The following is a 25,084-nucleotide window of genomic DNA, read 5'->3' as shown; positions in this document are numbered from 1 at the left end:
CCGGCACCTCGACACACGCCACACATGTTCGCACGTCTGTTCGATGTGCGGCGTAGGCTGGGTCCATGCTCGCCGGCTTCTCCGAATCGCTCTTCGACTCTCCCGCGACGGCCCCGGACGCGGATCCGGAGATCGCGCCGCTGACTTCGGGGATGCAGCGGCGGGAACTGGCGCACGGCGCATGGGTGGACCTGCGGCCGGGTTGGCTGACCGGCGCGACGCCGCTGTTCGAGCGGCTGGCAGCGGGGGTCCCGTGGCGGGCCGAGCGAGTCCGCATGTACGAGTCCACCCTCGCGGTCCCGCGTCTGACGGCCGCCTATCCGGCCGATGCCCGACTGCCCGATCCGGTGCTGGACCGGCTCCGCGAGAAGCTGAACGCTCACTATGGCCCCGGCCACGGCGAAGGCTTCGTCAGCGCCGGCCTGTGCCTGTATCGCGACGGCCGCGACAGCGTCGCCTGGCACGGCGACCGGATCGGCCGCGGCGCCTACCGCGACACCCTGGTCGCGATCGTCTCGCTCGGCGCTCCCCGGGTGCTGGCGCTGCGCCCGCGCGGCGGCGGCACGGCCCTGCGCTTCACTCTGGGCAGCGGCGATCTACTGGTGATGGGCGGCAGTTGCCAGCGCACCTGGGATCACGCCGTCCCCAAGGCGCGCGGAGCCGGCCCCCGGATGTCCATCCAGTTCCGGCCGCCGGGCGTGCTGTGACTGCCCGCGAGACGCCCCTTAGACCTCGACGGTGACTCCGGTCAGCTTTTCGGCCGCCGACCACAGCTTCTGCCGCAGTTCGGCGTCGTCGGCCGCGCGGCGATAGCCCGCCACGGCCGGCGCCCCACGCATGCCGCCGAAGTTCTTGGGGCCGTAGTACTCCCCGTTGGCGGCGTGCGGCGAGGTCGCGGCGAACAAGGCCGGCAGCGCGCCCTCGGCGGCGGACTGGGCGATCGGCGTCATGTTGCCCAGCTTCATCACCCAGTCGACCGGGGATTCGGTGTGCAGCTGCAGTTCGGTGGCCGCATACCCCGGGTGCGCGGCGAGGGAGGTCTTGTCCGAACCCGCGCCGGCCAGGCGGTCGGCCAGCTCGAGGGCGAGCATCAGGTCGGCGAGCTTGGAGTCGCCGTAGGCGGTCCAGCGGTTGTACTTGCGCCGCTCCCAGTTCAGGTCGTCCACGTCGAGCCGTGCACTCTTGTGCATCAGCGACGACATGGTGACCACGCGGTCGTCGATCCGGTCCAGGATCAGTCCGGTCAGCGCGAAATGCCCGAGGAAGTTGGTGCCGATCTGCATCTCGTAGCCGTCGGCGGTCCGGCGCAGCGGGATCGCCATCACCCCGGCGTTGTTGATCAGCACGTCGGCACCGTCGAAGGAATCGGCGAAGGCGCGTACCGAAGCCAGGTCGGCTAGGTCCAGCGGGGCGACTCGCGCGTTGTCGCCGATCTTCTCGGCCACCTGCTGGGCCTTGTCGACGTTGCGGCAGGCCAGTGTCACCTCGGCCCCGGCACTCCCCAGGGCCAGTGCCATCTGTTCGCCCAGCCCGCTGTTGGCTCCGGTGACGACGACACGACGCCCCGTCTGGTCCGGCATGTCGGTGATCGACCAGCCACTCATCGGTTCACTCCTCTCTACCGCGCACGTCGCGTCGGTAGCTTCATCAGTTCGGCAAGAACGGTACCCAATGTCGGCGGTTCGGCGCGCCTGGCCAGGGCGGTCGGAATGAAGACATGGGTGTTCTCGGTGCGCCCGCGCAGGCTGATCCGATCGAACGGCTGCCAGTGCTCGGCCTCCTCCGGGTCGGCGGCCTCCACGGCGTCGCTGCTGGCGTACACCGGGGAACCGCCGTCCTTGGCCCGGTCCGACAGCCGTGCGGCCTCGTTCACCGGATCGCCGATGACGGTGTACTCGTAGCGGCTGGCCGCACCGATGTTGCCGGCGAAGACGCGGCCGTAGCCCACCCCCATGCCCCATTCCAGCGGGACCTTCTCACTCAGCGCCTCCCCCAGTTCGCGTGCCGCGCACAGGGCGGCACCGGCCGGGTCGTCCAGCGGTGTCGGCGCCCCGAAGATCACCAGCGCCGCATCGCCCTCGAACTTGTTGATCAGCCCGTCGTGAGCTTCGACGACCTCGGCGACCGCCGAGAAGAAGACGTTGAGCACCATGGCCGTCTCGCGGGGATCGCGCTGGGCGGCGAAGGCCGTCGATCCGGTGAGATCGACGAAGATGACGGCGACGTCGGTGTTGGTGCCGACCATCTCGCCGTCGTCGTGAGAGATCGCGAGTTCGGCCACGCGGTCGCCCACGTGTTTGGAGAAAAGTGCGCGGATGCGTTCACGTTCGGCGAGGCCGTCGAGCATGTCGTTGAGGCCGTTCTGCAGAATGCCGAGCTCGGAGGAGTCGTAGACGGCGACCCGCTGCTCGAAGTCCCCGACGGCCGCACTCTCGATCACCGTGCGCATCTCGGTGAGCGGATCGGCGATCGCGCGGCCGACCAGCAGCATCACCGTCAGCCCGGACGACAACGCCACGATGGCGAGGAACGCCGAGGCCCAGTCCAGCGGCCCGGCCGCCGGCGGCAGCCAGCCGAACCAGCGGCCGATGTTGATGGTGATCAGACCCACCATGGGGACCGCCGACGAGACGAGCCAGACCACGACCATCCGTTCGCGGACGCCGTGCACCACCCGCGGCTCGGAGGTACCCCGCAGGGCGAGCACGGTGAGTGGTCGTGCCGAGGATTCGGCGAACAGATAGGTGAGGCTGCACGAGGTGACCGCGGCGAGCGAGAAGGCGCCGCCCACCGTCGCCAGGAAGAGCGGACTGACGTCGGCGATCAGCGCGTAGACGGCGAAGCTGGAACCCCAGCCGATCAGGTCCGCACCGACCTGCTGCATCGGGATCCGGCCCACCGCCCGCCGGCGTACGGCATCGGCGGGTTCTCCGGAGGCGAACCAGTCGAACTGGGGGCGCAGCACCAGCACGGCGACGAAGGTGCTCACCACGGTGCCGCCCACCACGGCGATGAACATGTGGAAGAAGCTGGGGTGGTCCACCTCCGCCTGGAGCGAGAACCTTCCGCCGTTGAAGGCCAGCAGGACCAGCGCGAAGGTCTCCAGGCCGATCAGGAATCGGGAGAAGATCCCGATGATGAGGATGAGTGAGGCGGCACGCCGCAACACGCGGCGACGCAGGTCGACGTCGAATGACTGCCAGTCGACGGTCAGCTCGCCGTGCGGCCCCGTGGCCCGGCGGGCGTCGTGCTGGACGGCGGCCACCCACTGGCGCATGCCCCACGATTCGATGCGGTTCGCCACGGCGTGCGCGGCGTCGCGTGATCGCTGGAAAAGCACGCACACCTCCCGCGGCTATGGGCAATGGATCGAGCGTACCCAAGCGCGGGAGGTGTGCGTGTGCGGTGCGATCAGGCAGCGGCGGGGTTGCCGGCCTCGATCTCCAGGGTGATGGTGATCTTGTCGCCGACGACGGTGCCGCCGGTCTCCAGCGGCATCTCGATGTCGATGCCGAAGTCCTTGCGGTTGATCACGGTGGTGGCCTCGAAACCGGCGACGGGGCCGTGGCCCATGCCCGGGTTGACCCCGTTGAACTCGAGCTTCAGGTCCACCGGGCGGGTCACACCCTTGAGGGTGAAGTCGCCGTGCACCACGTAGTCGTCGCCGTCGGGGTCGACCGAGGTGGAGACGAAGGTGGCCTTCGGAAACTTCTCGGCGTCGAAGAAGTCGGCGGAGCGGATATGGCCGTCACGCTGCTCGTTCTTGGTGTTGATGGATTCGACGTCGATCTCGGCGCGCACCGACGGGGTGCCGTCTTCGGCGATCTCGATGGCGCCGGTGAACTCGGTGAACTCCCCGCGGACCTTGGAGACCATGAGGTGACGGACGGAGAATCCGACGGTCGAATGGGTCGGATCGATGGTCCAGGTGCCGGCGGAAATCAGGGGCAGGGCGTTGACTGCAGTGGTCATGGGGAACTCCTCGTATAGCGATCGGTGTCAGGTTCAGCGGATCATCGACCCACACCGAGCATAACCGGACCTCGGTCCGATTAATTCCCCCAGGCGTCGACTATGACTGGTATCACACCTTCCCCGGGCGGATCGTCAGAGCTCGGCGACGGCCGAGCCTGGATCGATCAGGATCTTCGCGTGGCTTTCGGGGTCACCGAGGGCGTCGAAGGCTGCCGCGAGACCGTCGAGTCCGACGGTCCCGGTCAGGAGCGGGCGGGCGTCGATCTTGCCGTCCGCGAGCAGGTGGAGCGTCGCCCGGAACTCGTCCGGCTCGTAGGCGAACGCGAACCGTAGATCGATCTCTTTGTTCGACATGAGCGCCGGCCGGATGGTGTCCGGCTCCATGCAGACGCCGACCACCACGATCCGGGACCGGTACGGCATCTGCGCGGCCAGGCCGTCGAGAATGCCGGGGACACCGACGCATTCGAAGACCACCGGTCCCTTGGGGACCTGCCCGAGGCGCTCGCCCAGCGACATCAGGTGCCACCAGGGCACCCCGGGAATCACCTGGAGCTTGCGCATCGAGTCCAGGGCGAAGTCGAGCAGAGCCGGTCCGCTGGAGAAGTGGGTGCGGCGGGCCGGGACAGCATCGGCGAGATCGTCGCGGCCCGGATCCACCACGATGTCGGCGCCGCACACCCGCGCCAGCCGCCGTCGCTCCGGCGTCAGGTCGCTGGCCACCACGGTCTTGACCCCGCGGGCCTTGAGCATAAGTATCACCGCCAGCCCGATCGGGCCGCAGCCGACGACGACGGCGACCTCCCCGCGGCCGATGTCGCTGCGCTCCACGGCGTGCAGCCCGACGGCCAGGGGCTCGGTCAGCGCCGCCGACTCCGGATCCAGTCCGTCGGGCACCGGCATGGTGACGTTCTCGTCCACCAGCAGGTACTCGGCAAACGCTCCGGGCGCCTTGGCCGACAGGCCGGTCATCTGCACCTCGTCGCCGTCACGGCGGATCGGCAGCGAGACCACCCGCGCGCCCGGCTTCCAGCGCTTGCGGCAGTCCGGGCCGTACGACACCACCTCGCCGACGAACTCGTGCCCCATCACCACGTCCTGGTCCGCGCGCATGAAGTGGTCGTAGCCCACCTCTCGCCCCAGATCGGCAGCGTCGTTGCAGTGCACCCGGGCGTGCAGGTCCGAGCCGCAGATACCGGCCCGCAACACCCGCAGCAAGACCTGCTGCGGCCCCGGCGCCGGCTGCGGGAGCTCGCGCACCGTGAACTCGCCTTCGCGGCAGACCGCAGCTTTCATCTGCTCACTCACGCTCGGCCGCAGCGCTGTCGTCCTCTGCGCTGTCGTCCTCGGGGGTGACGTCCTCGGCCGGGTGCTCCTCGGCCTCGGCGGACTCTTCGTCTTCGGTCTCCCCGTCCTCCCGCTCCTCGGCACCGTGCAGCCAGGCGTGCGTCGCATCGTCGCTGCTCGACCGGTCCCCGCCGAGAGCGTTGTTCTCGTAGGCCACCTGAAGGCCGGCGTCGCTGTCGGAGGAGTAGGCCACCACGATCTCCGAGGCCAGCGCGGTCTCGTCGCTGAGCAGAGCGACCGGCTCGGGTTCCGGCGCGGGCTCTGGTTCGGCCTCGGCGGCAGCGGCGGCGACCACCTCGTGGTCGGCGTCCGTGGTCTCGGTCTTGTCTTTGATCTCGGTCTCGCCCTTCGCCTTGGTCTTGGCCTTGGTCTTGGTCTTGGTCTTGGCCTTGGTCTTGGTCGTCGCCTTGGTCTTGGTCCGGGCGCCCGTGGCGGATGCGGCGGCCGCCGGAACAGCGGCCTTGCCCGGTGCCGCTCCCCCGGAGCGCACGTCGGTGCCGTGCGCGCGTGCAGCCTTCCGCTTGCTACCCAGGCGGAGGATCAGACCCAAAGCGATCAGCAGGATCAGCAGCGCCGCGGCCACGATCAGCCACTGCCACCAGGGCTGCCACCACTGGTCGTCGTCGCCCGATCGCGTCCGGTCGGCCACCGGGCTCGGCGCAACCGTTTCCCGCGCGGCCTGCGCCATCTGCGGCATGGTGTCGGCCAGTTCGGCGGGGACCGTGGTCAGCCCGGCCGTCGACGACCACTCGATCTGCGTCCCTTCCGACCCGGCGAAGCTCGCCTCGTCGAAGCGGCCCGTGTACGAGGTGTCCGAGGTCGGGTAGCCGAACGGCCCCTCGACACCGCCGGAGGCCTGCCAGGCGCGCAGAACGGCGCCGGTCAGCAGCGAAGCCCGAGTCTGCGGGCTCCAGTAGATCGCCGCTCCACCGGGGGCGCTGAACTCGCTGTATCGGCCCTCGCCGACGGCCTGCTCGTCACCGGTCGGGAAACCGATGGCAGCGGGCCCGCCGACGGCGCGGTAGCGCACGGCGATCCGGCCGAGGACGGCGTGCGCCCCGGTCTCCGCCGAGTAGTAGACGGTGCCGTTCTCGAAGGTCTGGGCACCGCCGCCGGCGACCGACCTGACCTCGCCGGTCGGCGCACCCAGATCCGCGCTGTGCTGCGGCTGCGCCGCGTAGGCGTCGATCGCCGCAGCGGCGTCCGTGCGCGCATCGGCACGTGTTGCCGGTGCCCCCGCCAGCGCGGCAAGCAGGAGCGACACGACGGCGATCACCACGATGCTCGGGCGGACCAGCCGCCCCCCGACGCTGCTCATCAGGAGTGACGGCCCCGCGACTCGTCGCCGTCCTCGGCGTCGTCGTTCGGCACGGCGTACTTGGGATCCAGCGGCCCCTGGTCGTCCAGTGCGGGCGACGTGGATCCGGCGTAGCCGTCGGTCGGGTGTGCACCGGTGCGGGCGTCGAGCCAATCGGAGTCGGTCACCTCGTCACGTTCCAGGAAGTGCGCTCGCACCTCGTCGCCGCCGCGGGCCTCATGGGTGACGGTGCGCGTGGTCTCCGAATCCTCGATGACCCGCTCCACTTCCTTCTCCACCACCCTGCGGACGAAGACGGGCTTCTCCACGACCACTTCGACGATCTTTTCGATCGGCTTCTCGACGATCTTCTCCACCTCGACGTAGACCGGGCGCTCCACGACCTTCTCCACGTCGACGAAGACCGGCTTCTCCACGACCCGCTCGACCACCTGGTTGATCTTCTTCTCCACCAGGTTCTCGACCAGGACCGGGTTCTCCACGATCTTGTCGAACTCGCGGGTCACCTTCTTCTCGACCAGGTTCTCCACGATCTCGGGGCGCTCGACCACCTTGTCGACCACGTGCTGAACCGGCTTGTCGACCACCTTCTCCACCACGTTGGGCTTCTCGACGATCCGCTCCACCTCACGGTCGACCGGCTTCTCGACGATCTTCTCCACCACGTTCGGCTTCTCGACGATGCGCTCGACGATCCGGTCGACGGGCTTGTCGATCACCTTCTCGATGATGTTGGGCTGCTCCACCACCCGCTCGACCACCCGATCGACGGGTGTCTCGACGATCTTCTCCACCACGTTCGGCTGCTCCACCACGCGCTCGACGATGCGATCGACGGGCTTCTCGATCACCTTCTCGATGATGTTGAGCTTCTCGACGACCTTCTCGACCTCGCGGTCGACCTCCTGGTCGGTGACCTTCTCGACGATGTTCACGACCTCGACGATCCGTTCCACCTCACGGTCGACCGGCGTCTCGATCACCTTCTCGATGATGTTCGGCTGCTCCACCACCCGCTCGACGATGCGATCGACGGGCTTCTCGATCACCTTCTCGATCACGTTCGGCGTCTCGACGGTCCGCTCGACGGTCCGGTCGACCGGCTTCTCGACCACTTCCTCGATGACGTTCGGCTGCTCCACCACCCGCTCGACCACCCGGTCGACCGGCTTCTCCACCACCTGCTCGATGATGTTGGGCCTTTCCACCACGCGCTCGACGATGCGGTCGACGGGCTGCTCGATCACCTTCTCGATCACGTTCGGCTGCTCGACCACCCGCTCGACCACGTGGTCGACGATCTTCTCCACCGGGGTTTCGACGATCTGCTCGACGACCACCTCGCGCGGGACCTCGACCACCTTGACCACGGGCTTCTCGACGACGACCTCGACGATCTTCTCGACCTCTTTCTCGACCATCTTGTAGACGATCTTCTCGACCGGGACCTCGACGATCTTCTCGACGATCTTCTCGACCGGCTTCTCGACGATCACCTCGACGATCTTCTCGACCGGCTTCTCGATCACCTTCTCGACGATCTTCTCGACCGGGACCTCCACCTCGCGGTCGACGATGGTGACCAGCGGCTTCTCCACGCGCCGCTCGATGGTGACGTCCTTCTCCACGATCTGGTCGTGGATGTCGACGATCAGCTTCTCCACCAGACGGTCCACCTCGACCGGGGCGTCGACCACCTCGTCGACCACGGTGACGACCAGCTTCTCCACCAGCCGCGGCACGTCCACCTCGCGCTCGACGATCTCGTCGACCAAGGACACCACCAGCTTCTCCACCAGGCGGGGGACGTCCACCTCGCGCTCGGTGACCTGATCGACCACCGAGACGATCGGCTTCTCCACCAGCCGCTGGATGTTGACGGGCTTGTCGGTCACGTCGTCGACGATCGAGACGACCGGCTTCTCCACCAGCCGTGAGACGTCGACGGGCTTGTCGACCACCTCGTCGACGACGGTGACGATGGGCTTCTCCACCAGCCGTGAGACCGGCTTGGGCACCTCGACGATGTCGTCGAGCACGGTGACCACCGGCTTCTCCACCAGCCGGGACACGTCGACGGGGGTGTCGACGACGTCGTCGACGATGTTCACGATCGGCTTCTCCACCAGGCGCGAGACGTCGACCGGCATTTCGGTGACATCGTCGACGATGGTGACGACGGGCTTCTCCACCAGGCGCGAGACGTCGACGGGGACGTCCTGCACGTCGTCGCGGACGCTGACGACCGGACGCTCCACCAGGCGGCTGATCTCGACGGGCTTGTCCTCCACCGAGTCGACGATGGTGACGACGGGGCGTTCGACCAGCCGGCTGACCGTGGTCGGCTTGTCGACCACCATGTCGACCGTGTCGACCACCAGACGCTCGACCACGCGCTCCATGGTCACGGGCTTGTCGACGACACGCTCCACCGGATTCTCGACGAGTCTCTCGACGGTGAATTCGCGATCGACGACGTTGTCGACGACCTTCGGGCTCGGATCCGAATCCCTGCGGTCGTTCTTAGCCACAATGCCTCCCTATGTACCAGCCTCCGTGCACCCCATCGGGCCCGGTGAAACGGTAGATCGACCCACGCCACGGTGTGTCCAGTGTGGTGTGAGGTACGCCCGATATCAAGAATCGTAGCCAGGTCAGCGTACTTGAGCAGTGCGGACCGCGTGGAAACCCGTCGAGAGGCTATTCAGACACCGGGATTCTCCCCGGAACAGGCCCCGAAACACGAGAGTCGCGGCAGTGCTCAACGCACTGCCGCGACTCCTCACATGGCGACCCTGACGGGACTCGAACCCGCGACCTCCGCCGTGACAGGGCGGCGCGCTAACCAACTGCGCCACAGGGCCATGTGTAATTGTGCTCGCGCTCGACGCACGAGAAGACCCCCTGAACTAGGGGGTCCGCGTGGCCAGGGCCGGGATCGAACCGGCGACCTTCCGCTTTTCAGGCGGACGCTCGTACCAACTGAGCTACCTGGCCAGATGGTTGACGGTCATGCCGACGCCAAACCTGGCGACCCTGACGGGACTCGAACCCGCGACCTCCGCCGTGACAGGGCGGCGCGCTAACCAACTGCGCCACAGGGCCTTGTTCAGTTATCCCCGCAGCCTTTCGGCCGCGAAGCGTACCCCCTACGGGATTCGAACCCGCGCTACCGCCTTGAAAGGGCGGCGTCCTAGGCCGCTAGACGAAGGGGGCCAGGTGTCCTCGTTGGGAGCTTGATCAGCGTATGGCACAGGCTCCGAAAACTACAAATCGCCTGGTCCGTGCGGACTTGACGACTGGCGCCCGGAGCGGCGGGCGAGCACTCCTCCCCGCTCGCAGGAGGTGCGCTCGTCGCCGCCGGGCACGGTGGAACGTGTGAAGAACACCGATCTCCGGAGCGAAATCCGGCGAAGGCGGCATTCGTACCCCTCGGTTCCGATTGGAGTCTAACACCGCAGCGTAGGATCGTCTCATGGACGACGACCCGCCCGGTCAACGGCGGCGCGGTCGGCCCCGACAGGACGAGCTCGCCGCACGACGGTCCGCGATGCTCGATGCCGCGGCCGCGATTCTGGTGGAGAACGGCTACCAGGACTTCACCGTCAGTGCCGTCGCCGCCCGCGCCGGCACCTCCAAGAGCACCGTCTACTCGTGGTTCGACAACCGCGATGGGCTACTCCGCGCGGTGATCGAGCGCAACTACGACAACGGCGTCTCCCCCCTGCACGCCGACCTCCTGGACGAGGCGGATCCACGGACGGTTCTCATCGCCGTCGCCGAACAGCTGGTGCCGGTCCTGCAGAGCGAACTTTCGCTGGCCCTCTCCCGCGCCGCGATGTCCGACCCCACGCTGCGGCCGACGCTGCTGGCCGGCGGCGGCGACCGGGGACGCCCCGCGCTGGCCGCCTACATGGCCCGCGCGGCCGCCGCCGGACACCTGAACCTCGACGACCCGCTCGTCGGCGCCAAGATCTTCTACGGCCTGCTGATGCAGGACGATCAGATCCGCACCCTGCTCGGGGATTCGCCGATGGACCGCGAGACCGTCGCCGCGCGCGCCCGCTTCGCCACCGACGCCTTCCTCAAGCTCTACGGGTCCGACTGACCGGACCGTCGGCCTTGAAAAGGCCCGGCGCTCAGCGACATTCGCGATATCGAGCACGACGTAGCCCGAACGGACGACATGACGGCACCGTGAGGACGGGCACGTAGCGTCCCAACAGCAAGACACCCCACTCCCTCACTGTTGAAGGACCTGACCATGACCATGCCTCCTCCCGGACCGCAGCAGCCCTACCCGGCCGGACCTCCGCCCCAGTACCAGGCGCCCAAGAAGAAGAAGGTGTGGCCGTGGATCCTCGGTGGCGTCATTCTGATCTTCATCCTCTTCATCGGGGGATGCATGGCTCTCTTCGGAGGTGTCGCCAACGAGATCGACAAGGAATCGAAGCGGACCGTGGAGGTCACCTACAGGGTCACTGGTGACGGCGGTCCGGTGTCGGTGACCTACAGCGACGCGAACTTCAACATCTCGCAAGACACCGAGGTCCCCCTGCCCTGGGAGAAGGAAGTCACCATCGACGGGCTCGGCAAAACCGCCTCGCTGACCGCGACCAACAACTTCCAAGCCGCCACAGGCAGCACCGTGACCTGCGAGATCCTGGTGGACGGCGCAGTCAAGTACACCAATACCGCGAGCGGCCCAGCCGCTAGCGCCTCGTGCTCGGGAGACGTCGGCTAGTTGCACTGACTCGCCAGTCTGGGAAAGTCCCGGCCATTCCCGAGAGGAGTGGTCGGGGCTTCTTACATCCACCGCCGGCCAGCGGCCCACACCGCGCCGGCGCCTGAGCTCGTGAGCAGCAGAACCCCCGCCCGGCCCTGACGGCCAGACGGGGGTTCCGATGAGTGCCCCCAGTAGGGCTCGAACCTACGACCTGCGGATTAAAAGTCCGTAGCTCTACCAACTGAGCTATAGGGGCGTGCGCGAAAGGCAGTTTACCGCCGGTCTAGGGCAGGAGCACGGCCGGGGCACGACGGCGCGCGAGCACCGAACGCACCGCGTCGCCGAAGGCGGGCACGAACTTGTCGGCGCCGATCACGCAGCACGCGTGACCGCCGTCGACCGGGAAGTCCAGCGTGTCCACGATGCCCTCCGACAGGAGAGACTGCCGCTCGGGCGGAACGGTCTTGTCCCGGGTCGAGATCACCACTGCGGTCGGCACGTCGATCTCGCCGAGCCAGTCCCGCGAGTCGAAGCTCGCCATCGCCTCGCTGAACGCGCCCAGCTTGCTGATCGGGGTGGACAGGAACTGGTTGATCCCCCACTTGGCGGGGTGCTGCGACCAGTCGTCGAGCCGCTGATCGGACGGCACGGGCAGGAACCGGTCCAGCCGCGCGGCGATCGACCCCACCTTCACGTCGCGGGCCAGCGCCTCCGGATCGAGGCTGGAGAAGTACGGGCCGGTGGAGCACAGGACCAGGCCGTCGACGCGGTCGGAGTGCCGGCGCCAGGCGAGCTGGGCGATGCCGCCGCCCATCGAGAAGCCGGCCGCGGTGAAGTGGCCGACCCCCAGGGCATCGGCCACAGCGACGACGTCGTCGGCGCACGCTTCGAGGGTGAAGTCGGCCGAGCGGATCCCGCGGCCGTGCCAGCGGTGGTCGATGGTGATGACGCGGAACTCCCGCGTCAGTTCGGGGATCACCGGGTACCAGCAGAGCAGCCCGGTGGTGGCCACCGAGTGCAGTAGGAACAGCACCGGAGCCTCGCGCGGGCCGGCGTCGGTGATGAAGGTGGTGCCGCGGCCGGGCAATTCGAGGTACTCGCCGGCGGGCAGATCCCGCACGGGATACGGGCTCACGACATGGCCCAGCGCTCGTTTGACTGAACCCAATGGACTGGACTTGATACCCACGGATTCGACGGTACTCGCCCCGCTTAGACAAATCCTGTGAATCGTCTCGCCTGAGCCTGGTATTGCTGCGATACTGACGGCCGTGATCGCGATCGACCGTCCCAAACTCGAAGGTTCCGTCGCCGTGGGCGACCAGCGGCGCCGGCGCATCGGCTTCTCAGAATTCGGTGCCCCGGGCGGTCCGGTGGTGGTGTGGCTGCACGGCACCCCCGGCGCCCGCCGCCAGATCCCCTGTGAGGCTCGCGAGTACGCCGAGGAGCGCGGCTTCCGGCTGATCGGACTGGACCGGCCCGGCGTCGGCTCGTCGACCGCCCACCGCTACACCTCGATCAGCGACTTCACCAGCGACTTCCAGATCGTCCTGAGCACTCTCGGCATCGAGCGCTGCTCGGTGATCGGGCTGTCCGGCGGCGGCCCCTACACGCTCGCCGTCTCCCGCTTCCTGCCCGACCGGGTGGTCTCGGCGGCCGTCGTCGGCGGGGTGGCACCGGTGACCGGGCCGGACGGGATCGCCGGCGGCGCAGTGGACAACGTCCGCGCGATGGAGCCGATGCTGACCAAGATGGCCGGCCCGGTGGGCAAGGTGGTCAGCGCGGTGCTGTCGGTCGCCCGGCCCGTCGCCGAACCGGCCATCTCCGCCTACGGCCGGCTGTCCCCCGACGCCGACCGCGAACTCCTGTCGCGCCCCGAGTTCCGGGCGATGTTCCTCGACGACCTCCTACACGGCGGCAGCCGGCGCATGGAGGCGCCGTTCGCCGACCTGTCCCTGTTCGTGAAGGACTGGGGTTTCCGGATCGGTGACGTCACCACCCCGGTGGTCTGGTGGCACGGCGACGAGGACAACATCATTCCGCATTCGCACGGCGTGCACATGACGACGCTGCTGCCCAACGCCACCCTGGTGACCGTTCCCGGGCAGAGCCACCTGAGCACCCTCGGCATGTCGGTGGAGATCATCGATCAGCTGCTGTCGGCGTGGCCCGCTGCCCCCGCTGTTCGGGCTGTGGCGCAGGAGGCCGCGACCGTCTGAGGCCCGGCCGCGCGCCGCTCAGCCCACGCCGGGCGCGGTGGCCGCCAGCCCGGCGGCCAATCCGAGCGCCACCGCGAGCAGCGCCGTCTCGCTCACCGCGCGCCGCAGCGAGACGTCCTCGGGCGTGCGATGCCGGGCGGCCCCGGGCACCCAGGTGCGTCGATGCCGGGCGGCCAGCATCACCGCCGCCACCAGCACCGCCGCCTTGGCCAGGACCACGCGGCCGTAGCCGGTCTGCACCCAGTCCGCGCTCAAGCCGAGCTCACCGAGGGCGGCGAGCACACCGGTGGCGGTGAGCACGGCGACGGCGACGAGCGCGTACCGGGAGAATCCGGGCAGCGAGCGGGCCCAGCCGCCGCGGCCGCGGACGGTCAGGGCGAGGGCGGCGAGCGTGCCTGCCCACCAGGCCGCGGCCAGCGCGTGCGCGCCGACCAGCAGCGGCGCCCAGACCCCCGTGGCGGCGTGCCCGGTGGTGGCGATCGCCATTACGCCGGCCGCGGCGACCACGGCCACCAGGATCTCCGGGGCGAACGGCCGGTAGGCCCAGGCCAGCACGACGATCGCCCCGGCCACGCACACCAGCAGGCCGAGCCCGGACTCGACCCCGATCACCAGGTCGTCGACGCGCAGCTCCGCCGGCGACCGGCCGGACCGTTCGGCCAGCTGCAGCCACGCCGCGATCAGCGAGGCGCCACCCCAGAAGCCGGCGGTCGCGGCGATCAGGGCGCGCGAGGGTTCGGCGTCGACGTAGCCGAGGGCTCCGAGCCCCAGCAGCAGGCAGGCGGCGCCGAGTGCCAGACCGCCGGGCCACGCCGAGGCCTCCGGGCCGGCGACACCGGCCAGAACGGCACACAGCACCAGCCCGGCGAGCACGCCCAGCGTGCCCGCGCCGAGCGGCGCCCAGGCACGCGCCGGGCCGGTCGCCGCCGTCAGATCAGGCTCCCCGGCGCCGCAGGACCAGCACGATCGCGCCCGCGATCACTACCAGCGCCACGACCACCAGCACCACGATCCCCCAGAGCGGGAAACCGCCGTCGTCACCGGTCACCGCCAGCTCCTCGGCGTCGGCCAGCGGGCCGGGTTCGCCGTCGCCGGCCACGGTCAGGGTGAACGTTCGCTGCCCCTGGACCGGATGGCCGTCGGCGGAGGTGACCCGGAAGTTGACCTTGTACTCGCCCACCGGGCCGAGCGCATTCACCGGCACCGAGATCACCTGGCCGCTGACCGTGGGCTCGCCCTGCTGCCAGAAGTGGTTGTCGGGCCCGACCACTTTGAGGACCGCGTACTCCGGACGCAGGTCCTCGTTGAAGGTCACCGAGACCTCGCCGGGTGAGCGATCCAGTTGCGCACCGTTCTCCGGGCTCGAGCCCACCGCCGCCGAATGCGCTGCGGCGGGACCGGCGCCAAGCAGGGCCGCGACCAGGGCCAGCGCCGCGACGACGGCGCTCAGCGCGGACAGGCGCTTGGCAGACCGACGGGACGGGCGAACGGGAACGAGGACCGAGGTGAACATGCTCCCCATGCTGCCACGCGGGTTACCGTAGAGCCCGTGTCGGTCTACTCCCACGGCTTCGCCCGCCTCTCCGCCGCGGTGCCCCTGCTCGCTCTGGCGGACCCGCAGCGCAACGCCGAACGCACCATCGCACTGATCCGCGACGCCCACGACGCGGACGCCGCCCTGGTCGCCTTCCCCGAGCTGGGGCTGTGCGGCTACAGCGTGGACGATCTGGTGCAGCAGGACGCCCTCCTCGACGCGGTGATGGTGGCGATCGACCAGATCGCCGGCGCCACCGTCGGTCTGCGGCCGCTGGTCGCGATCGGCGCTCCCCTGCGCGTGGACGATGCGCTGTTCAACTGCGCGGTCCTGATCCAGGACGGCGAGATCCTGGGCGTGACCCCCAAGTCGTACGTGCCGAACTACCGCGAGTTCTACGAGCAGCGGTACTTCGCCGCCGCCCGCGACGCCGTCGTCGACTCGGTGATGATCGGCGGCCGCGACGTCCCGTTCGGCACGGACCTGATCTTCGAGGCCGCCGACCTGCCCGGCTTCCGGGTGCACGCGGAGATCTGCGAGGACGGCTGGGTGCCGATCCCGCCCAGCACCTGGGCGTCCCTGGCCGGGGCGACGGTGCTGGTGAACCTGTCGGGCAGCCCGGTGACGATCGGCAAGGAGACCTACCGCGAAGCCCTGGTGACCGGGCAGTCCGCCCGGTGCGTGGCCGCGCAGGTGTACGTCGCCTCCGGGTTCGGCGAATCCACCACCGATCTCGCCTGGGACGGTGACGCGCTGATCGCCGAGAACGGTTCCCTGCTGGCGCGCAGCGAGGCCTTCGCCATGACCTCGCAGCTGATCACCGCCGACATCGACCTGGACCGTCTCCGGCAGGAGCGCGCCCGCATGATCAGTCTGCGCGACCAGGTCGGCGACTACGCCGAGCAGGCGCGCGGCTTCCGCCGCATCTCATTCACGCTCGGCGACCTCGATCAGGCGTCCGGCGAGCTGGCCCGTGTGGTGCCACGGTTCCCGTTCGTCCCGTCCTCGGACGCCGACCGGGAGCGGCGCTGCCGCGAGGTGATGAACATCCAGGTGCAGGGGCTGGCGCAGCGGCTGCGCGCCACCGGGCTGAGCAAGATCGTCATCGGGGTGTCCGGGGGCCTGGACTCCACCCTGGCGCTGCTAGTGGCGGTGGAGACCTTCGACCGACTCGGGCTGCCGCGCACCGACATCCACGCCTACACCATGCCGGGCTTCGCCACCGGCGAGGCGACGCTGGCCCGCAGCCACGTGCTGATGGACAGCCTGGGCGTCACCGGCACCGAACTCGACATCCGGCCGTCGTGCCGGCAGATGCTGGCCGATCTGGGGCATCCGTTCGCCGACGGCGAGCCGGTCTACGACGTCACCTTCGAGAACGTGCAGGCCGGCGAACGCACCTCCCACCTGTTCCGCTTCGCGAACCTGCTCGGCGGGATCGTGCTGGGCACCGGCGACCTGTCCGAGCTCGCGCTCGGCTGGTGCACCTACGGCGTCGGCGACCAGATGTCGCATTACAACGTGAACGGCTCGGTGCCCAAGTCGCTGATCCAGCACCAGATCCGGTGGATGATCGACGCCGCCTCCACCACGGACACCACCGGTGCGGCATTCTCCGCCGAGACCGTCGCGGCGCTGCGCGAGATCCTGGCCGACGTGATCACCCCGGAGCTGGTGCCCGCCGGCGCCGACGGGACGGTGCAGAGCACCGAAGACACGGTGGGCCCGTACGAGCTGCACGACTTCTTCCTGTACTACCTGACCCGCTTCGGCTACCGCCCGGCAAAGATCGCCTACCTGGCCGGGCAGGCGTGGGGCGACCGCGAGCGCGGCCCGTGGCCGTCGATGATGACCGAGGGCGAACGCCACCGGTACGACGACGCCACCATCCGGCACTGGCTCGAGATCTTCCTCAAGCGCTTCATGGCCAACCAGTTCAAGCGCACCGCCATGCCGAACGGGCCGAAGATCGGCTCGGGCGGCTCCCTGTCGCCGCGCGGCGACTGGCGGGCTCCGTCCGACGCCCCGTCGACGGTGTGGCTGCAGGCACTGGACTAGCGCCGGCCACATTCCGGTCCGGCCCCCGGTCCCGGCCGGGACGTCAGCCGTCGGCGGGATCGTCGTCCGCGTCGATGACGTCCACGATCACCGGGATCTCCTCGATCACCGCGGCTTCGGCCGCATCGCGCACAGCCGCATCCATGGCCTCGGCCACCTCGGCGCTCTGTTCGTCCGAGTCCACGACGGCCAGGAGCTCGCCGACCTGCCTTTCGAAGGCCTCGCACAGATCCCAGATGTCCGGGGTCAGGTCGGCGCAGGTGAGGAAGCCGACGTTGAGCTTGCCGGCGACCGAGAAGACGGTGATGTTGAGACCCAGGCCGTGGAAGATCGGCGCCAGCGGATAGACCGCCTCCACCTTGGCGCCCAGAAAGTACATGTCGAACGGCGGGCCGGCCACGTTGGAGATCACCGTGTTGAACACCGGCGGATGCAGCACCGACAGGCGACGGTCGGCGTACAGCCGCATCAGAGCGCCCAGCGTGTTGCCCGGAGCGAACTCGGCGAAGGCCCGCAGCATGTTCGGGTCGACGCCCTCGTGGTGCGCCTTGGCCTGGTTGGCGAAGATCCGGGCCACCCGGATGCGCTCGACCGGGTCGGCGACGGTGGTGGGCAGCCGGGTGAACATGCCGGTCACCTTGTTGGTCCCGGTGACCACCAGGTCCTTCTCCTCGGCGCCGCGCACCGACACCGGCACCAGGCCGACCAGCGGATCGTCGGGCAGTTCGCCGCGGTCGGCCAGGTAGGTGCGCAGCGCACCACCGGTCACCGCCAGCACCACGTCGTTGATCTTGACGCCGTAGTGGTCCTTGATCCGCTTGATGTCGTCGAGCGGCAGCTGGGTCAGCGCGAGTGAGCGCCGCGGCGTCAGCGGTGCGTTGAATCGGGTCCGGGGCGCCTCGAAGGGGGCGGGCATGCCGTCTCCCGAGCGCACCCGTTTGATCCACTCCACCGGCACCGGCAGCGTCTTCGGGATCAGCTTCATGGCCGCGATCGGCCGCTGGATGAAGTAGTTGAGCGCGCCGCCGATGGCGATCTCAGCGCGCGGGGCCGACCCCGCGGTGGTGGCCACCGCCTCGGGGTCCAGTTCCGGCGGCTCGGGGTCCGCGGTGGCCAGCTGTCCCAGGATGTCGGCGACGGTGGCACCGTCCACCGAGGCGTGATGCATCCGCATCAGCAGCGCCAGGCGGCCCTCCTCCATGCCCTCGAGCACCCACAGGTCCCAGAGCGGCTTCTTGCGGTCGAGCTCCTGACCGACCAGGTGGGCGCACATCTGCGCCACCTCCTGCAGGCGGCCGGGCGACGGAATCGCGATGCGATGCACGTGCCGCTCGATGTCGAAGTCCTCGTCCTCCACCCACACCGGGTGGTCGATGTTGGCCAGCGAGTTGGCCACCTTGCGACGGAAGATCGGCAGCCCCTTGACGCGGCGGGCCATCTCGGCGCGCATCTTCTCGAAGGTGTAGCCCCCCGGAATGGTCGCCGGATCGACCTGCATGATCGCCGCCACGCTCATCACCTGCGACGGTGTCTCCAGGTAAAGGAAGGAAGCATCCAGGCCGCTGAGCCGTTCCATTCAGTTCTCCCCGTTCGTCTTCGTCGCTCGCGCACGAGCCCGACAGATAAACACTAGTCCCGCGCCGGGGGTGTCGTACCGGCCCGCTGAGAAGCCGAACGCCCTACCCTCGTCCAGTATGAGAACACGTTTCAGTTCTGTCGAACTCGCCGAGGCCTTCGCGGCCTTCCAGCAGACCGTCGCCGAGGTGGCCGTGAGCCGCGACTGGGACCGGTGGGCCGACCAGTTCACCGAGGACGCCCACTACATCGAGCACGCCTACGGCACGTTCACCGGACGGGAGGCGATCCGGGCGTGGGTCACCAAGACGATGACCTCCTTCCCGGGCAGTCACATGACCGAGTATCCGGCGCTGTGGCATGTCTGCGACCCGGAGACCGCACGGGTGATCTGCGAGGTCGACAATCCGATGCGCGACCCGGGCGACGGAACTGTGTTCAACGCCACCAACATCACCATCCTCACCTACGCCGGCGACGGCCTCTGGAGCGCCGAGGAGGACGTATACAACCCGATGGAGTTCGGGCAGATGACCTATGCCTGGTGCGAGCGCGCCGCAGCGTGCGGCACGCTCGACGAGCCGGCCCGCGACTGGATGGAGACCTACGGTGCGATGTTCGCGCCGCGCACCAAACCTACGGATGCGTAACATCTGCGGTCGGTGCGAGCGACAGTCCGGGCAGCGGCGACAGCGGAGAATCGCCGCGCATCCTGGCTGAGAGACTTGGGACGACCTAACTGTTGACGTAGCCTGGAACGAGCAAGACCTGACGGCGATCCGCGTCACCGGCAGGGATGTCCCCCGATCAAGAGGAATCACCGATGGCACGTGAACTCACGCAACTCGAGCTTCTGCGGGAGCTGGAGCCTACGGCCGAAGAGAACGTCAACCGGCACCTCAAGGTGGCGCGCGACTGGAACCCCCACGACTACGTCCCGTGGTCCGACGGCGAGGACTTCGCCGCCCTGGGCGGTCAGGACTACGACCCCGAGCGGTCCGAGCTCAGCGATGTCGCCAAGGCGGCGATGATCACCAACCTGCTGACCGAGGACAACCTGCCCTCGTACCACCGGGAGATCGCCGACAACTTCTCCATGGACTCCGCCTGGGGTCACTGGGTCGGCCGCTGGACCGCCGAGGAGAACCGCCACGGCATCGTGATGCGCGACTACCTGGTGGTGACCCGCGGCGTGGACCCGGTCGCCCTCGAAGAGGCGCGCATGATCCACATGACCAACGGCTACGCCCCCGAGCTGGCCGCCGGCGCCGACCGCGTCGAGGAGATGCAGAAGCACGGCGAGGACCTGGGCATCCTGCACTCGGTCGCCTACGTGACCTTCCAGGAGCTGGCCACCCGTGTCAGCCACCGCAACACCGGCAAGGCGTGTAACGACCCGATCGCCGACCGGATGCTGCAGCGCGTCGCCGCCGACGAGAACCTGCACATGATCTTCTACCGCAACATCTGCGGCGCCGGCATGGACCTCGCTCCGGACCAGACACTGCGGGCGGTCACCGACATCGTCACCAACTTCCAGATGCCGGGCGCCGGCATGCCGAACTTCCGTCGGCACGGCGTGCTGATGGCCAAGCACGGCATCTACGACCTGCGCCAGCACCTCGAAGAGGTCGTGATGCCGGTCCTGCGCAAGTGGGACGTCTTCGGCCGCACCGACTTCGGCCCGGAGGGCGAAAAGACCCGCGAGGAGCTCGCCGCGTTCCTGGAGCAGCTGGAGAAGGACGCCACCCGCTTCGAGGAGATGCGCGACCGCTCCCTGGCCCGCGAAGCCGCCAAGGCGGCCAAGCGAGCCTCCTGAGCCGGAGCCGACGCACTGACTATCGACACGCTGACACCGGCGCCCTCGTACACCGAGGGCGCCGGTGTCACGCATCCCGCCGGCGGGCCGGCCGCACTCTCGATCGGCGCCATGAAGCTTGGCAGCCCGGTGGTGCTGGCACCGATGGCCGGCGTCACCAACGTCGCCTTCCGCGTGCTGTGCCGCGAGCTGGAGCAGGCCCGCACCGGCACGGTCTCGGGCCTGTACGTCTGCGAGATGGTGACCGCCCGCGCCCTGGTGGAACGCCACCCGGTCACCATGCACATGACCACCTTCGATCCCAGCGAGACGCCGCGGTCGATGCAGCTCTACACCGTGGATCCGGAGTACACCTACCGGGCGGCCAAGATGATCGTCGACGAGGATCTGGCCGATCACATCGACATGAACTTCGGCTGTCCGGTCCCCAAGGTGACCAAACGCGGCGGCGGCTCGGCCATCCCCTACAAGCGGCGGCTGTTCCGCAACATCGTCGCCGCGGCCGTACGGGCCACCGAAGGCACCGACATCCCGGTGACCGTCAAGTTCCGCATCGGCATCGACGACGACCACCACACCCACCTGGACGCCGGGCGGATCGCCGCCGAGGAGGGCGCCGCGGCGGTCGCCCTGCACGCCCGGACCGCCTCGCAGCGCTACTCGGGCACCGCGCACTGGGATCAGATCGCGCGCCTCAAAGAACACGTCACCACCGTCCCGGTCCTGGGCAACGGCGACATCTTCGAAGCCGAGGACGCCGTACGCATGATGGAGCAGACCGGCTGCGACGGGGTGGTGATCGGTCGCGGCTGCCTCGGCCGCCCGTGGCTGTTCGCCGAACTGTCGGCGCGGCTGCGCGGTGAGCCCCTGCCCCCGGCCCCGAACCTGGGCGAGGTGGGGCAGATCATGTACCGCCACGGCGAGCTGCTGAGCGCACACCACGGCGAGGACAAGGGCATGCGGGAGATCCGCAAGCACATCGCGTGGTATCTGCGCGGCTTCCCCGCCGGCAGCGACCTGCGCTCCCGGCTCGCCCTCGTCTCGACCCTCGACGACCTGCAGGAACTGATCGACGGCCTCGACCCCGACGCCCCGTTCCCGAGCGACGGACACGGTCCGCGCGGGCGCCAGGGCTCGCCCGGCCACGTGGTGCTGCCGGAGGGCTGGCTCGACGACCCCGAGGAGGACATCGTCCCCGAGGGCGCCGAGATCATGCACTCGGGCGGCTGAGACGCCCACGCCCCGCAGGAACTTCTCAGTTATGGCCATTAGTATGTGCCCAGCCCGAAGCTAAGGAACGGCAGTGACCTCAGACGACGAACCCGGCTCGCAGCAGCCGGACGGCCCCTCGGGGCCCGCACGGCGATCACGCCGTGCCGGTCGCACGTCGCAGTCGTACGACTTCCGTGCGCGCTTCGGCGATCCGGAGTCCACCGAACGGCGCGAAGGTCTGCGCGAACCCGTCCGCCGGGAACGCCGGGTCCCCGGCCGCGACCGGCTGACGGTCCGCGAGCTGATGGAGCAGATGGGCGTCGAGAATCAGCCCACGCCGCCGCAATCAGCCCCGCCGCAATCTCCCCCGTCGCCATCAGCCCCGGCGCAGTCGCCTCCGCCGCCTCGACCGGGCCCGCCGCCCGGCCAGCGGCCGCCGGCGCCCGGGCCCCGCGCTCAGCGTCCCCCCGAGCAGCCGCCTGCCGACGTCACCCAGGCCCTGCCTCCGGTCGCCGACACTCCCCCGCCGGTCGACCTGTCCGAGGCGGCCACCGCCGAACGCGCCCAGCGCGAGTCCCGCGGTCAAGTTCCGTCACCGCCGCCGCTGCCGGCGCGCGGCCCGGCCGAGCCGACCGCCGAACCCGCCGTCCCCGCAGGCGATTCCGCGGCCGGGCAGGCGCCCGAGGGCCCCGCCGAGGCCGGTGAGCCCGAGGCCGCCGCGGCCGCGCCGCGACGGCCGCGCCGTCCCCTGGAGCCCACCCCGGATCTGACCGATGCCTTCAAGCGTGCCCGCGCCAAGCGCCGGCGGCAGAGCCGGACCGCACGGACCCCCGGCAAGGGCCGGAAGGCCGCCGTCCGGAGCACCGGCCGCGTACTGGTGGCCCTGGCGTGCGTGCTCACCCTGGTCGGCACCGGCTACATGTGGAACCTCAAGCGCGGCTGGAACGGAAGCTGGAACAACGTCGCCGCTGTCGACGGCAACGACCCGAACATCCGCGACAAGAACGCTCAGTACGGCGACGAGACGTACCTGATCGTCGGCACCGACTCGCGCTCCGGCAAGAACGCCAAGCTCGGCGGCGGCGACACCACCACCATCGAGGGCATCCGCGCCGACACGATCCTGCTGGTGAACATCCCCGCCGACCGCAGCCGCGTGGTCGCCGTGTCGTGGCCGCGCGACCTGCAGGTCGACCGCCCCGAATGCCAGGACTGGGATCCCGAGACCGGCGACTACGGCACCGACCTCCCCGCCGCCACCGGGGTGAAGATCAACAGCGTGTACGCCGAAGGCGGCCCCACCTGCCTGGTGAAGACGCTGACGCAGATGAGCGGCCTGAACATCAACCACTTCATCGCGATGGACTTCGAGGGCTTCGAGAAGGTGGTCAACGAGATCGGCGGCGTCAACGTGTGTTCCACCGTGCCGCTGTACGACTACGAACTCGGCTACATCCTGCGCAAGGCCGGCACCAAGAAGCTCACCGGGCGCCGCGCCCTGAACTATGTGCGGGCCCGCAACATCTCCGCCGAAGGCAACGGTGACTACGGCCGGATCAAACGCCAGCAGTTGTTCATGTCCTCGCTGCTGCGGTCCACGCTGTCCAGCGACGTGCTGTCGAATCCGAACAAGCTGAACAAGATCGTCAAGACCTTCATCACGTATTCGACCGTCGACCGAGTCGACACCGATTCGCTGATCCAGCTCGCCGACTCGATGCAGGGTGTGGAAGCCGGACGGGTCACCTTCCTGACCATCCCCACGTCGGGAACCACCGAAGACGGCGAGAACAACGAGATCCCGCGCACCGACGACATCGACGCGATCTTCGACGCCATCATCGACGACAAGCCGCTGCCCGGTGAGAAGAAGGAGACCTCGCCGGAGAAGTCCGGTGAGTCCTCGACCGCCGAGGCTCCGGCGACGTCGGCGGCGAAGGCGCCCGCCAGCACCGGCAAGACCGAGGCCACCGCGCAGTACCCCACCAACGTCTCGGTCCGGGTGCTCAACGGCTCCGGCGAGTCCGGGGTGGCCACCGCGGTGATGAACACCCTGATCTCGTCCGGCTTCAACGTCCCGGGCGTGGCCGACGCCTCCAACAAGCGCAGCGACACCGTCGTGCGCTACGGCGCGGGTGAGAAGGACTCGGCCGCCACCCTCGCCGCGATGTTCCCCGGCGCCCGAATCCAAGAGGACCGGACGGTCAAGGCGGGTGTGGAGATCATCCTCGGCTCGGACTTCGCAGGCACCTCGAGCATCTCCTCGCCGCCCGATCCGGGCAGCACGGTGTCGGTCGGCCAGCTTCCGAAGGTCGACAACTCGAGCGACCTCCCGAACGATCTGTCGGTCACCAACGCCGGCGACACCACCTGCACCTGACCGGGGCCACTCCACTGGTCGCGGTGGCGTCAGGCAGTGTTCATTCCGCCGTCACCCGCAGGTCAGCCCGGCCGCGAGGGGCGCACGTACGATTGGCCGCATGCGGGATGCCTATCAAGAGCAGATGGCCGCGCTCAATGCGCTGCTCGGCGAGATGTGTGACATTGTCGGCGACGAGATGGAGCAGGCCACGCAGGCCCTCCTCGAAGCCGACCTGGAGCTCGCGGAGCAGGTGATCAGCGACCACGACCAGCTCACCGAGCGATCGGCCCGGGCCGAGGAGATGGCCTTCGAGCTGCTCGCTCTGCAAGCGCCGGTGGCCGGCGATCTGCGCAGCGTGGTCGGCGGTTTCCAGTTGGTCGCCGAGGTCGACCGCATGGGGGCGCTGGCCCTGCACGTGGCCAAGGTGGCCCGTCGCCGCCACCCGTTCCAGGTGCTCCCCGAAGAGGTCGCCGGCTACTTCGTCGAGATGGGCCGCCTGGCGGTGGAGCTGGCCCAGAGCGCGCACAACGTGCTCGAGAGCCAGAGCTATCAGGATGCCCTCGCCCTGATGGACGACGACGACGCCATGGACGACCTGCACCGCCACCTGTTCACCGTGATGATGGACCGCGAATGGCAGCACGGCGTCGCCGCCGCCGTCGACGTGACCCTCCTGGGCCGCTACTACGAGCGCTTCGCCGATCACGCCGTCTCCATCGCCCGCCGGGTGGTCTTCCAGGCCACCGGCAAGACCCCCGAACAGCTCGACGAGGTCAGCTGACCGTACCGACCGACCGACCGATCCCGGTCCCCGTCACGGGGGCCGGGATCACTGCATCGGTACGGGGCACCCCGCACGAAGAGCCGCCGATAGGCGAGAGCAAAGGGAGAATCCGGGCTGTTTCGTTTTGAGGTCCCGTTCTTGACGGCGCGGCACCC

At 69.1% G+C, this 25,084-nt stretch carries 20 protein-coding genes and 5 tRNA genes; 10 read left to right on the top strand and 15 right to left on the bottom strand.

The genetic code is table 11. The features are described from left to right. Window positions 1–65 precede the first annotated feature (65 nt). Complete coding sequence (locus tag ABD732_RS15820; protein ID WP_344785445.1) at window positions 66–707, top strand: alpha-ketoglutarate-dependent dioxygenase AlkB; 642 nt, start codon at window positions 66–68, stop codon at window positions 705–707. An 18-nt stretch (window positions 708–725) separates the two neighbouring features. On the opposite strand, the gene ABD732_RS15815 is transcribed toward ABD732_RS15820, so the two are convergent. From ABD732_RS15815 to ABD732_RS15770, 10 genes are all read right to left on the bottom strand, one after another. Continuing rightward, window positions 726–1,604, bottom strand: a complete 879-nt coding sequence (locus ABD732_RS15815; protein ID WP_344785444.1) for an oxidoreductase — start codon at window positions 1,602–1,604, stop codon at window positions 726–728. A 14-nt stretch (window positions 1,605–1,618) separates the two neighbouring features. Further along, window positions 1,619–3,340: an adenylate/guanylate cyclase domain-containing protein gene (locus ABD732_RS15810; RefSeq protein WP_344785443.1), complete on the bottom strand. Its 1,722-nt coding sequence runs from the start codon at window positions 3,338–3,340 to the stop codon at window positions 1,619–1,621. Between the two features lie 71 nt (window positions 3,341–3,411). Then, window positions 3,412–3,972 (bottom strand): YceI family protein, encoded by a 561-nt coding sequence (locus ABD732_RS15805; RefSeq protein ID WP_344785442.1) that lies wholly within the window; start codon window positions 3,970–3,972, stop codon window positions 3,412–3,414. Between the two features lie 135 nt (window positions 3,973–4,107). Next, the gene (locus ABD732_RS15800; RefSeq protein ID WP_344785520.1) at window positions 4,108–5,271 is read right to left on the bottom strand and encodes a zinc-binding dehydrogenase; all 1,164 of its coding nucleotides are present in this window, start codon (window positions 5,269–5,271) and stop codon (window positions 4,108–4,110) included. A 4-nt stretch (window positions 5,272–5,275) separates the two neighbouring features. Continuing rightward, window positions 5,276–6,640, bottom strand: a complete 1,365-nt coding sequence (locus tag ABD732_RS15795; protein ID WP_344785441.1) for an LGFP repeat-containing protein — start codon at window positions 6,638–6,640, stop codon at window positions 5,276–5,278. After that, a complete protein-coding gene (locus ABD732_RS15790; protein WP_344785440.1) occupies window positions 6,640–9,171 on the bottom strand; it encodes a ring-infected erythrocyte surface antigen domain-containing protein in 2,532 nt (843 codons plus the stop codon). The genes ABD732_RS15795 and ABD732_RS15790 overlap by 1 nt, the downstream gene beginning before the upstream one ends. A 256-nt stretch (window positions 9,172–9,427) precedes the next feature. Continuing rightward, window positions 9,428–9,504: transfer RNA gene (locus ABD732_RS15785), tRNA-Asp, on the bottom strand. A gap of 59 nt (window positions 9,505–9,563) precedes the next feature. Continuing rightward, window positions 9,564–9,637 (bottom strand) — tRNA-Phe (locus ABD732_RS15780). Window positions 9,638–9,668: 31 nt separating this feature from the next. After that, a tRNA-Asp gene (locus ABD732_RS15775) sits at window positions 9,669–9,745 on the bottom strand. A gap of 38 nt (window positions 9,746–9,783) precedes the next feature. Then, window positions 9,784–9,856 (bottom strand) — tRNA-Glu (locus ABD732_RS15770). Between the two features lie 259 nt (window positions 9,857–10,115). Here ABD732_RS15770 and ABD732_RS15765 point away from each other — a divergent pair. Together ABD732_RS15765 and ABD732_RS15760 are read left to right on the top strand one after the other, a co-directional pair. Next, window positions 10,116–10,748 (top strand): TetR/AcrR family transcriptional regulator, encoded by a 633-nt coding sequence (locus ABD732_RS15765; RefSeq protein WP_344785439.1) that lies wholly within the window; start codon window positions 10,116–10,118, stop codon window positions 10,746–10,748. 156 nt (window positions 10,749–10,904) lie between these two features. After that, window positions 10,905–11,384 carry an MmpS family transport accessory protein gene (locus ABD732_RS15760; RefSeq protein ID WP_344785438.1) on the top strand — a complete coding sequence of 160 codons (480 nt, stop codon included), beginning with the start codon at window positions 10,905–10,907 and terminating at the stop codon, window positions 11,382–11,384. Window positions 11,385–11,549: 165 nt separating this feature from the next. Here the strand turns inward: ABD732_RS15760 and ABD732_RS15755 are convergent. Together ABD732_RS15755 and ABD732_RS15750 are read right to left on the bottom strand one after the other, a co-directional pair. Further along, window positions 11,550–11,622: transfer RNA gene (locus tag ABD732_RS15755), tRNA-Lys, on the bottom strand. 27 nt (window positions 11,623–11,649) lie between these two features. Beyond that, entirely contained in the window at window positions 11,650–12,549 is a 900-nt protein-coding gene (locus ABD732_RS15750) for an alpha/beta fold hydrolase (protein WP_344785519.1), read from the bottom strand. Window positions 12,550–12,637: 88 nt separating this feature from the next. On the opposite strand from ABD732_RS15750, the gene ABD732_RS15745 reads away from it, so the two are divergent. Next, a complete protein-coding gene (locus ABD732_RS15745; RefSeq protein WP_344785437.1) occupies window positions 12,638–13,585 on the top strand; it encodes an alpha/beta fold hydrolase in 948 nt (315 codons plus the stop codon). An 18-nt stretch (window positions 13,586–13,603) separates the two neighbouring features. Here ABD732_RS15745 and ABD732_RS15740 read toward each other — a convergent pair whose 3' ends face one another. Further along, entirely contained in the window at window positions 13,604–14,458 is an 855-nt protein-coding gene (locus ABD732_RS15740; protein WP_344785436.1) for a CopD family protein, read from the bottom strand. 61 nt (window positions 14,459–14,519) lie between these two features. Beyond that, window positions 14,520–15,098: a copper resistance CopC family protein gene (locus ABD732_RS15735; RefSeq protein ID WP_344785435.1), complete on the bottom strand. Its 579-nt coding sequence runs from the start codon at window positions 15,096–15,098 to the stop codon at window positions 14,520–14,522. A gap of 36 nt (window positions 15,099–15,134) precedes the next feature. On the opposite strand from ABD732_RS15735, the gene ABD732_RS15730 reads away from it, so the two are divergent. Beyond that, window positions 15,135–17,177, top strand: a complete 2,043-nt coding sequence (locus ABD732_RS15730; RefSeq protein ID WP_344785434.1) for an NAD(+) synthase — start codon at window positions 15,135–15,137, stop codon at window positions 17,175–17,177. Window positions 17,178–17,220: 43 nt separating this feature from the next. Here the strand turns inward: ABD732_RS15730 and ABD732_RS15725 are convergent, their stop codons facing one another. After that, window positions 17,221–18,753: a WS/DGAT/MGAT family O-acyltransferase gene (locus ABD732_RS15725; protein WP_344785433.1), complete on the bottom strand. Its 1,533-nt coding sequence runs from the start codon at window positions 18,751–18,753 to the stop codon at window positions 17,221–17,223. A 118-nt stretch (window positions 18,754–18,871) separates the two neighbouring features. On the opposite strand from ABD732_RS15725, the gene ABD732_RS15720 reads away from it, so the two are divergent. From ABD732_RS15720 to phoU, 5 genes are all read left to right on the top strand, one after another. Next, window positions 18,872–19,402, top strand: a complete 531-nt coding sequence (locus ABD732_RS15720) for a nuclear transport factor 2 family protein (RefSeq protein ID WP_344785432.1) — start codon at window positions 18,872–18,874, stop codon at window positions 19,400–19,402. A gap of 173 nt (window positions 19,403–19,575) precedes the next feature. Further along, on the top strand, window positions 19,576–20,571 hold the full coding sequence (locus ABD732_RS15715) for an acyl-ACP desaturase (RefSeq protein WP_344785431.1): 996 nt from the start codon (window positions 19,576–19,578) through the stop codon (window positions 20,569–20,571). 111 nt (window positions 20,572–20,682) lie between these two features. After that, window positions 20,683–21,801 carry a tRNA dihydrouridine synthase DusB gene (dusB, locus tag ABD732_RS15710; RefSeq protein WP_344785430.1) on the top strand — a complete coding sequence of 373 codons (1,119 nt, stop codon included), beginning with the start codon at window positions 20,683–20,685 and terminating at the stop codon, window positions 21,799–21,801. 73 nt (window positions 21,802–21,874) lie between these two features. Continuing rightward, window positions 21,875–24,163, top strand: coding sequence for an LCP family protein (locus ABD732_RS15705; protein WP_344785429.1), 2,289 nt, complete (start codon window positions 21,875–21,877; stop codon window positions 24,161–24,163). Window positions 24,164–24,263: 100 nt separating this feature from the next. Continuing rightward, entirely contained in the window at window positions 24,264–24,926 is a 663-nt protein-coding gene (gene phoU, locus ABD732_RS15700) for a phosphate signaling complex protein PhoU (RefSeq protein ID WP_344785428.1), read from the top strand. Window positions 24,927–25,084: the final 158 nt, after the last annotated feature.

It is taken from the genome of Gordonia caeni, assembly GCF_039537105.1.
Classification (GTDB): domain Bacteria; phylum Actinomycetota; class Actinomycetes; order Mycobacteriales; family Mycobacteriaceae; genus Gordonia; species Gordonia caeni.
Note: the sequence above shows the minus strand (reverse complement) of the source record. Positions and strands in the feature narration are given on the sequence as shown.

Coding starts and splice junctions, on each gene's coding strand:
- ABD732_RS15820 (WP_344785445.1), top strand. CDS start 66: ATGCTCGCCGGCTTCTCCGAATCGCTCTTCGACTCTCCCGCGACGGCC.
- ABD732_RS15815 (WP_344785444.1), bottom strand. CDS start 1,604: ATGAGTGGCTGGTCGATCACCGACATGCCGGACCAGACGGGGCGTCGT.
- ABD732_RS15805 (WP_344785442.1), bottom strand. CDS start 3,972: ATGACCACTGCAGTCAACGCCCTGCCCCTGATTTCCGCCGGCACCTGG.
- ABD732_RS15800 (WP_344785520.1), bottom strand. CDS start 5,271: ATGAAAGCTGCGGTCTGCCGCGAAGGCGAGTTCACGGTGCGCGAGCTC.
- ABD732_RS15795 (WP_344785441.1), bottom strand. CDS start 6,640: ATGAGCAGCGTCGGGGGGCGGCTGGTCCGCCCGAGCATCGTGGTGATC.
- ABD732_RS15765 (WP_344785439.1), top strand. CDS start 10,116: ATGGACGACGACCCGCCCGGTCAACGGCGGCGCGGTCGGCCCCGACAG.
- ABD732_RS15760 (WP_344785438.1), top strand. CDS start 10,905: ATGACCATGCCTCCTCCCGGACCGCAGCAGCCCTACCCGGCCGGACCT.
- ABD732_RS15735 (WP_344785435.1), bottom strand. CDS start 15,098: ATGTTCACCTCGGTCCTCGTTCCCGTTCGCCCGTCCCGTCGGTCTGCC.
- ABD732_RS15725 (WP_344785433.1), bottom strand. CDS start 18,753: ATGGAACGGCTCAGCGGCCTGGATGCTTCCTTCCTTTACCTGGAGACA.
- ABD732_RS15720 (WP_344785432.1), top strand. CDS start 18,872: ATGAGAACACGTTTCAGTTCTGTCGAACTCGCCGAGGCCTTCGCGGCC.
- ABD732_RS15715 (WP_344785431.1), top strand. CDS start 19,576: ATGGCACGTGAACTCACGCAACTCGAGCTTCTGCGGGAGCTGGAGCCT.
- dusB (WP_344785430.1), top strand. CDS start 20,683: ATGAAGCTTGGCAGCCCGGTGGTGCTGGCACCGATGGCCGGCGTCACC.
- phoU (WP_344785428.1), top strand. CDS start 24,264: ATGCGGGATGCCTATCAAGAGCAGATGGCCGCGCTCAATGCGCTGCTC.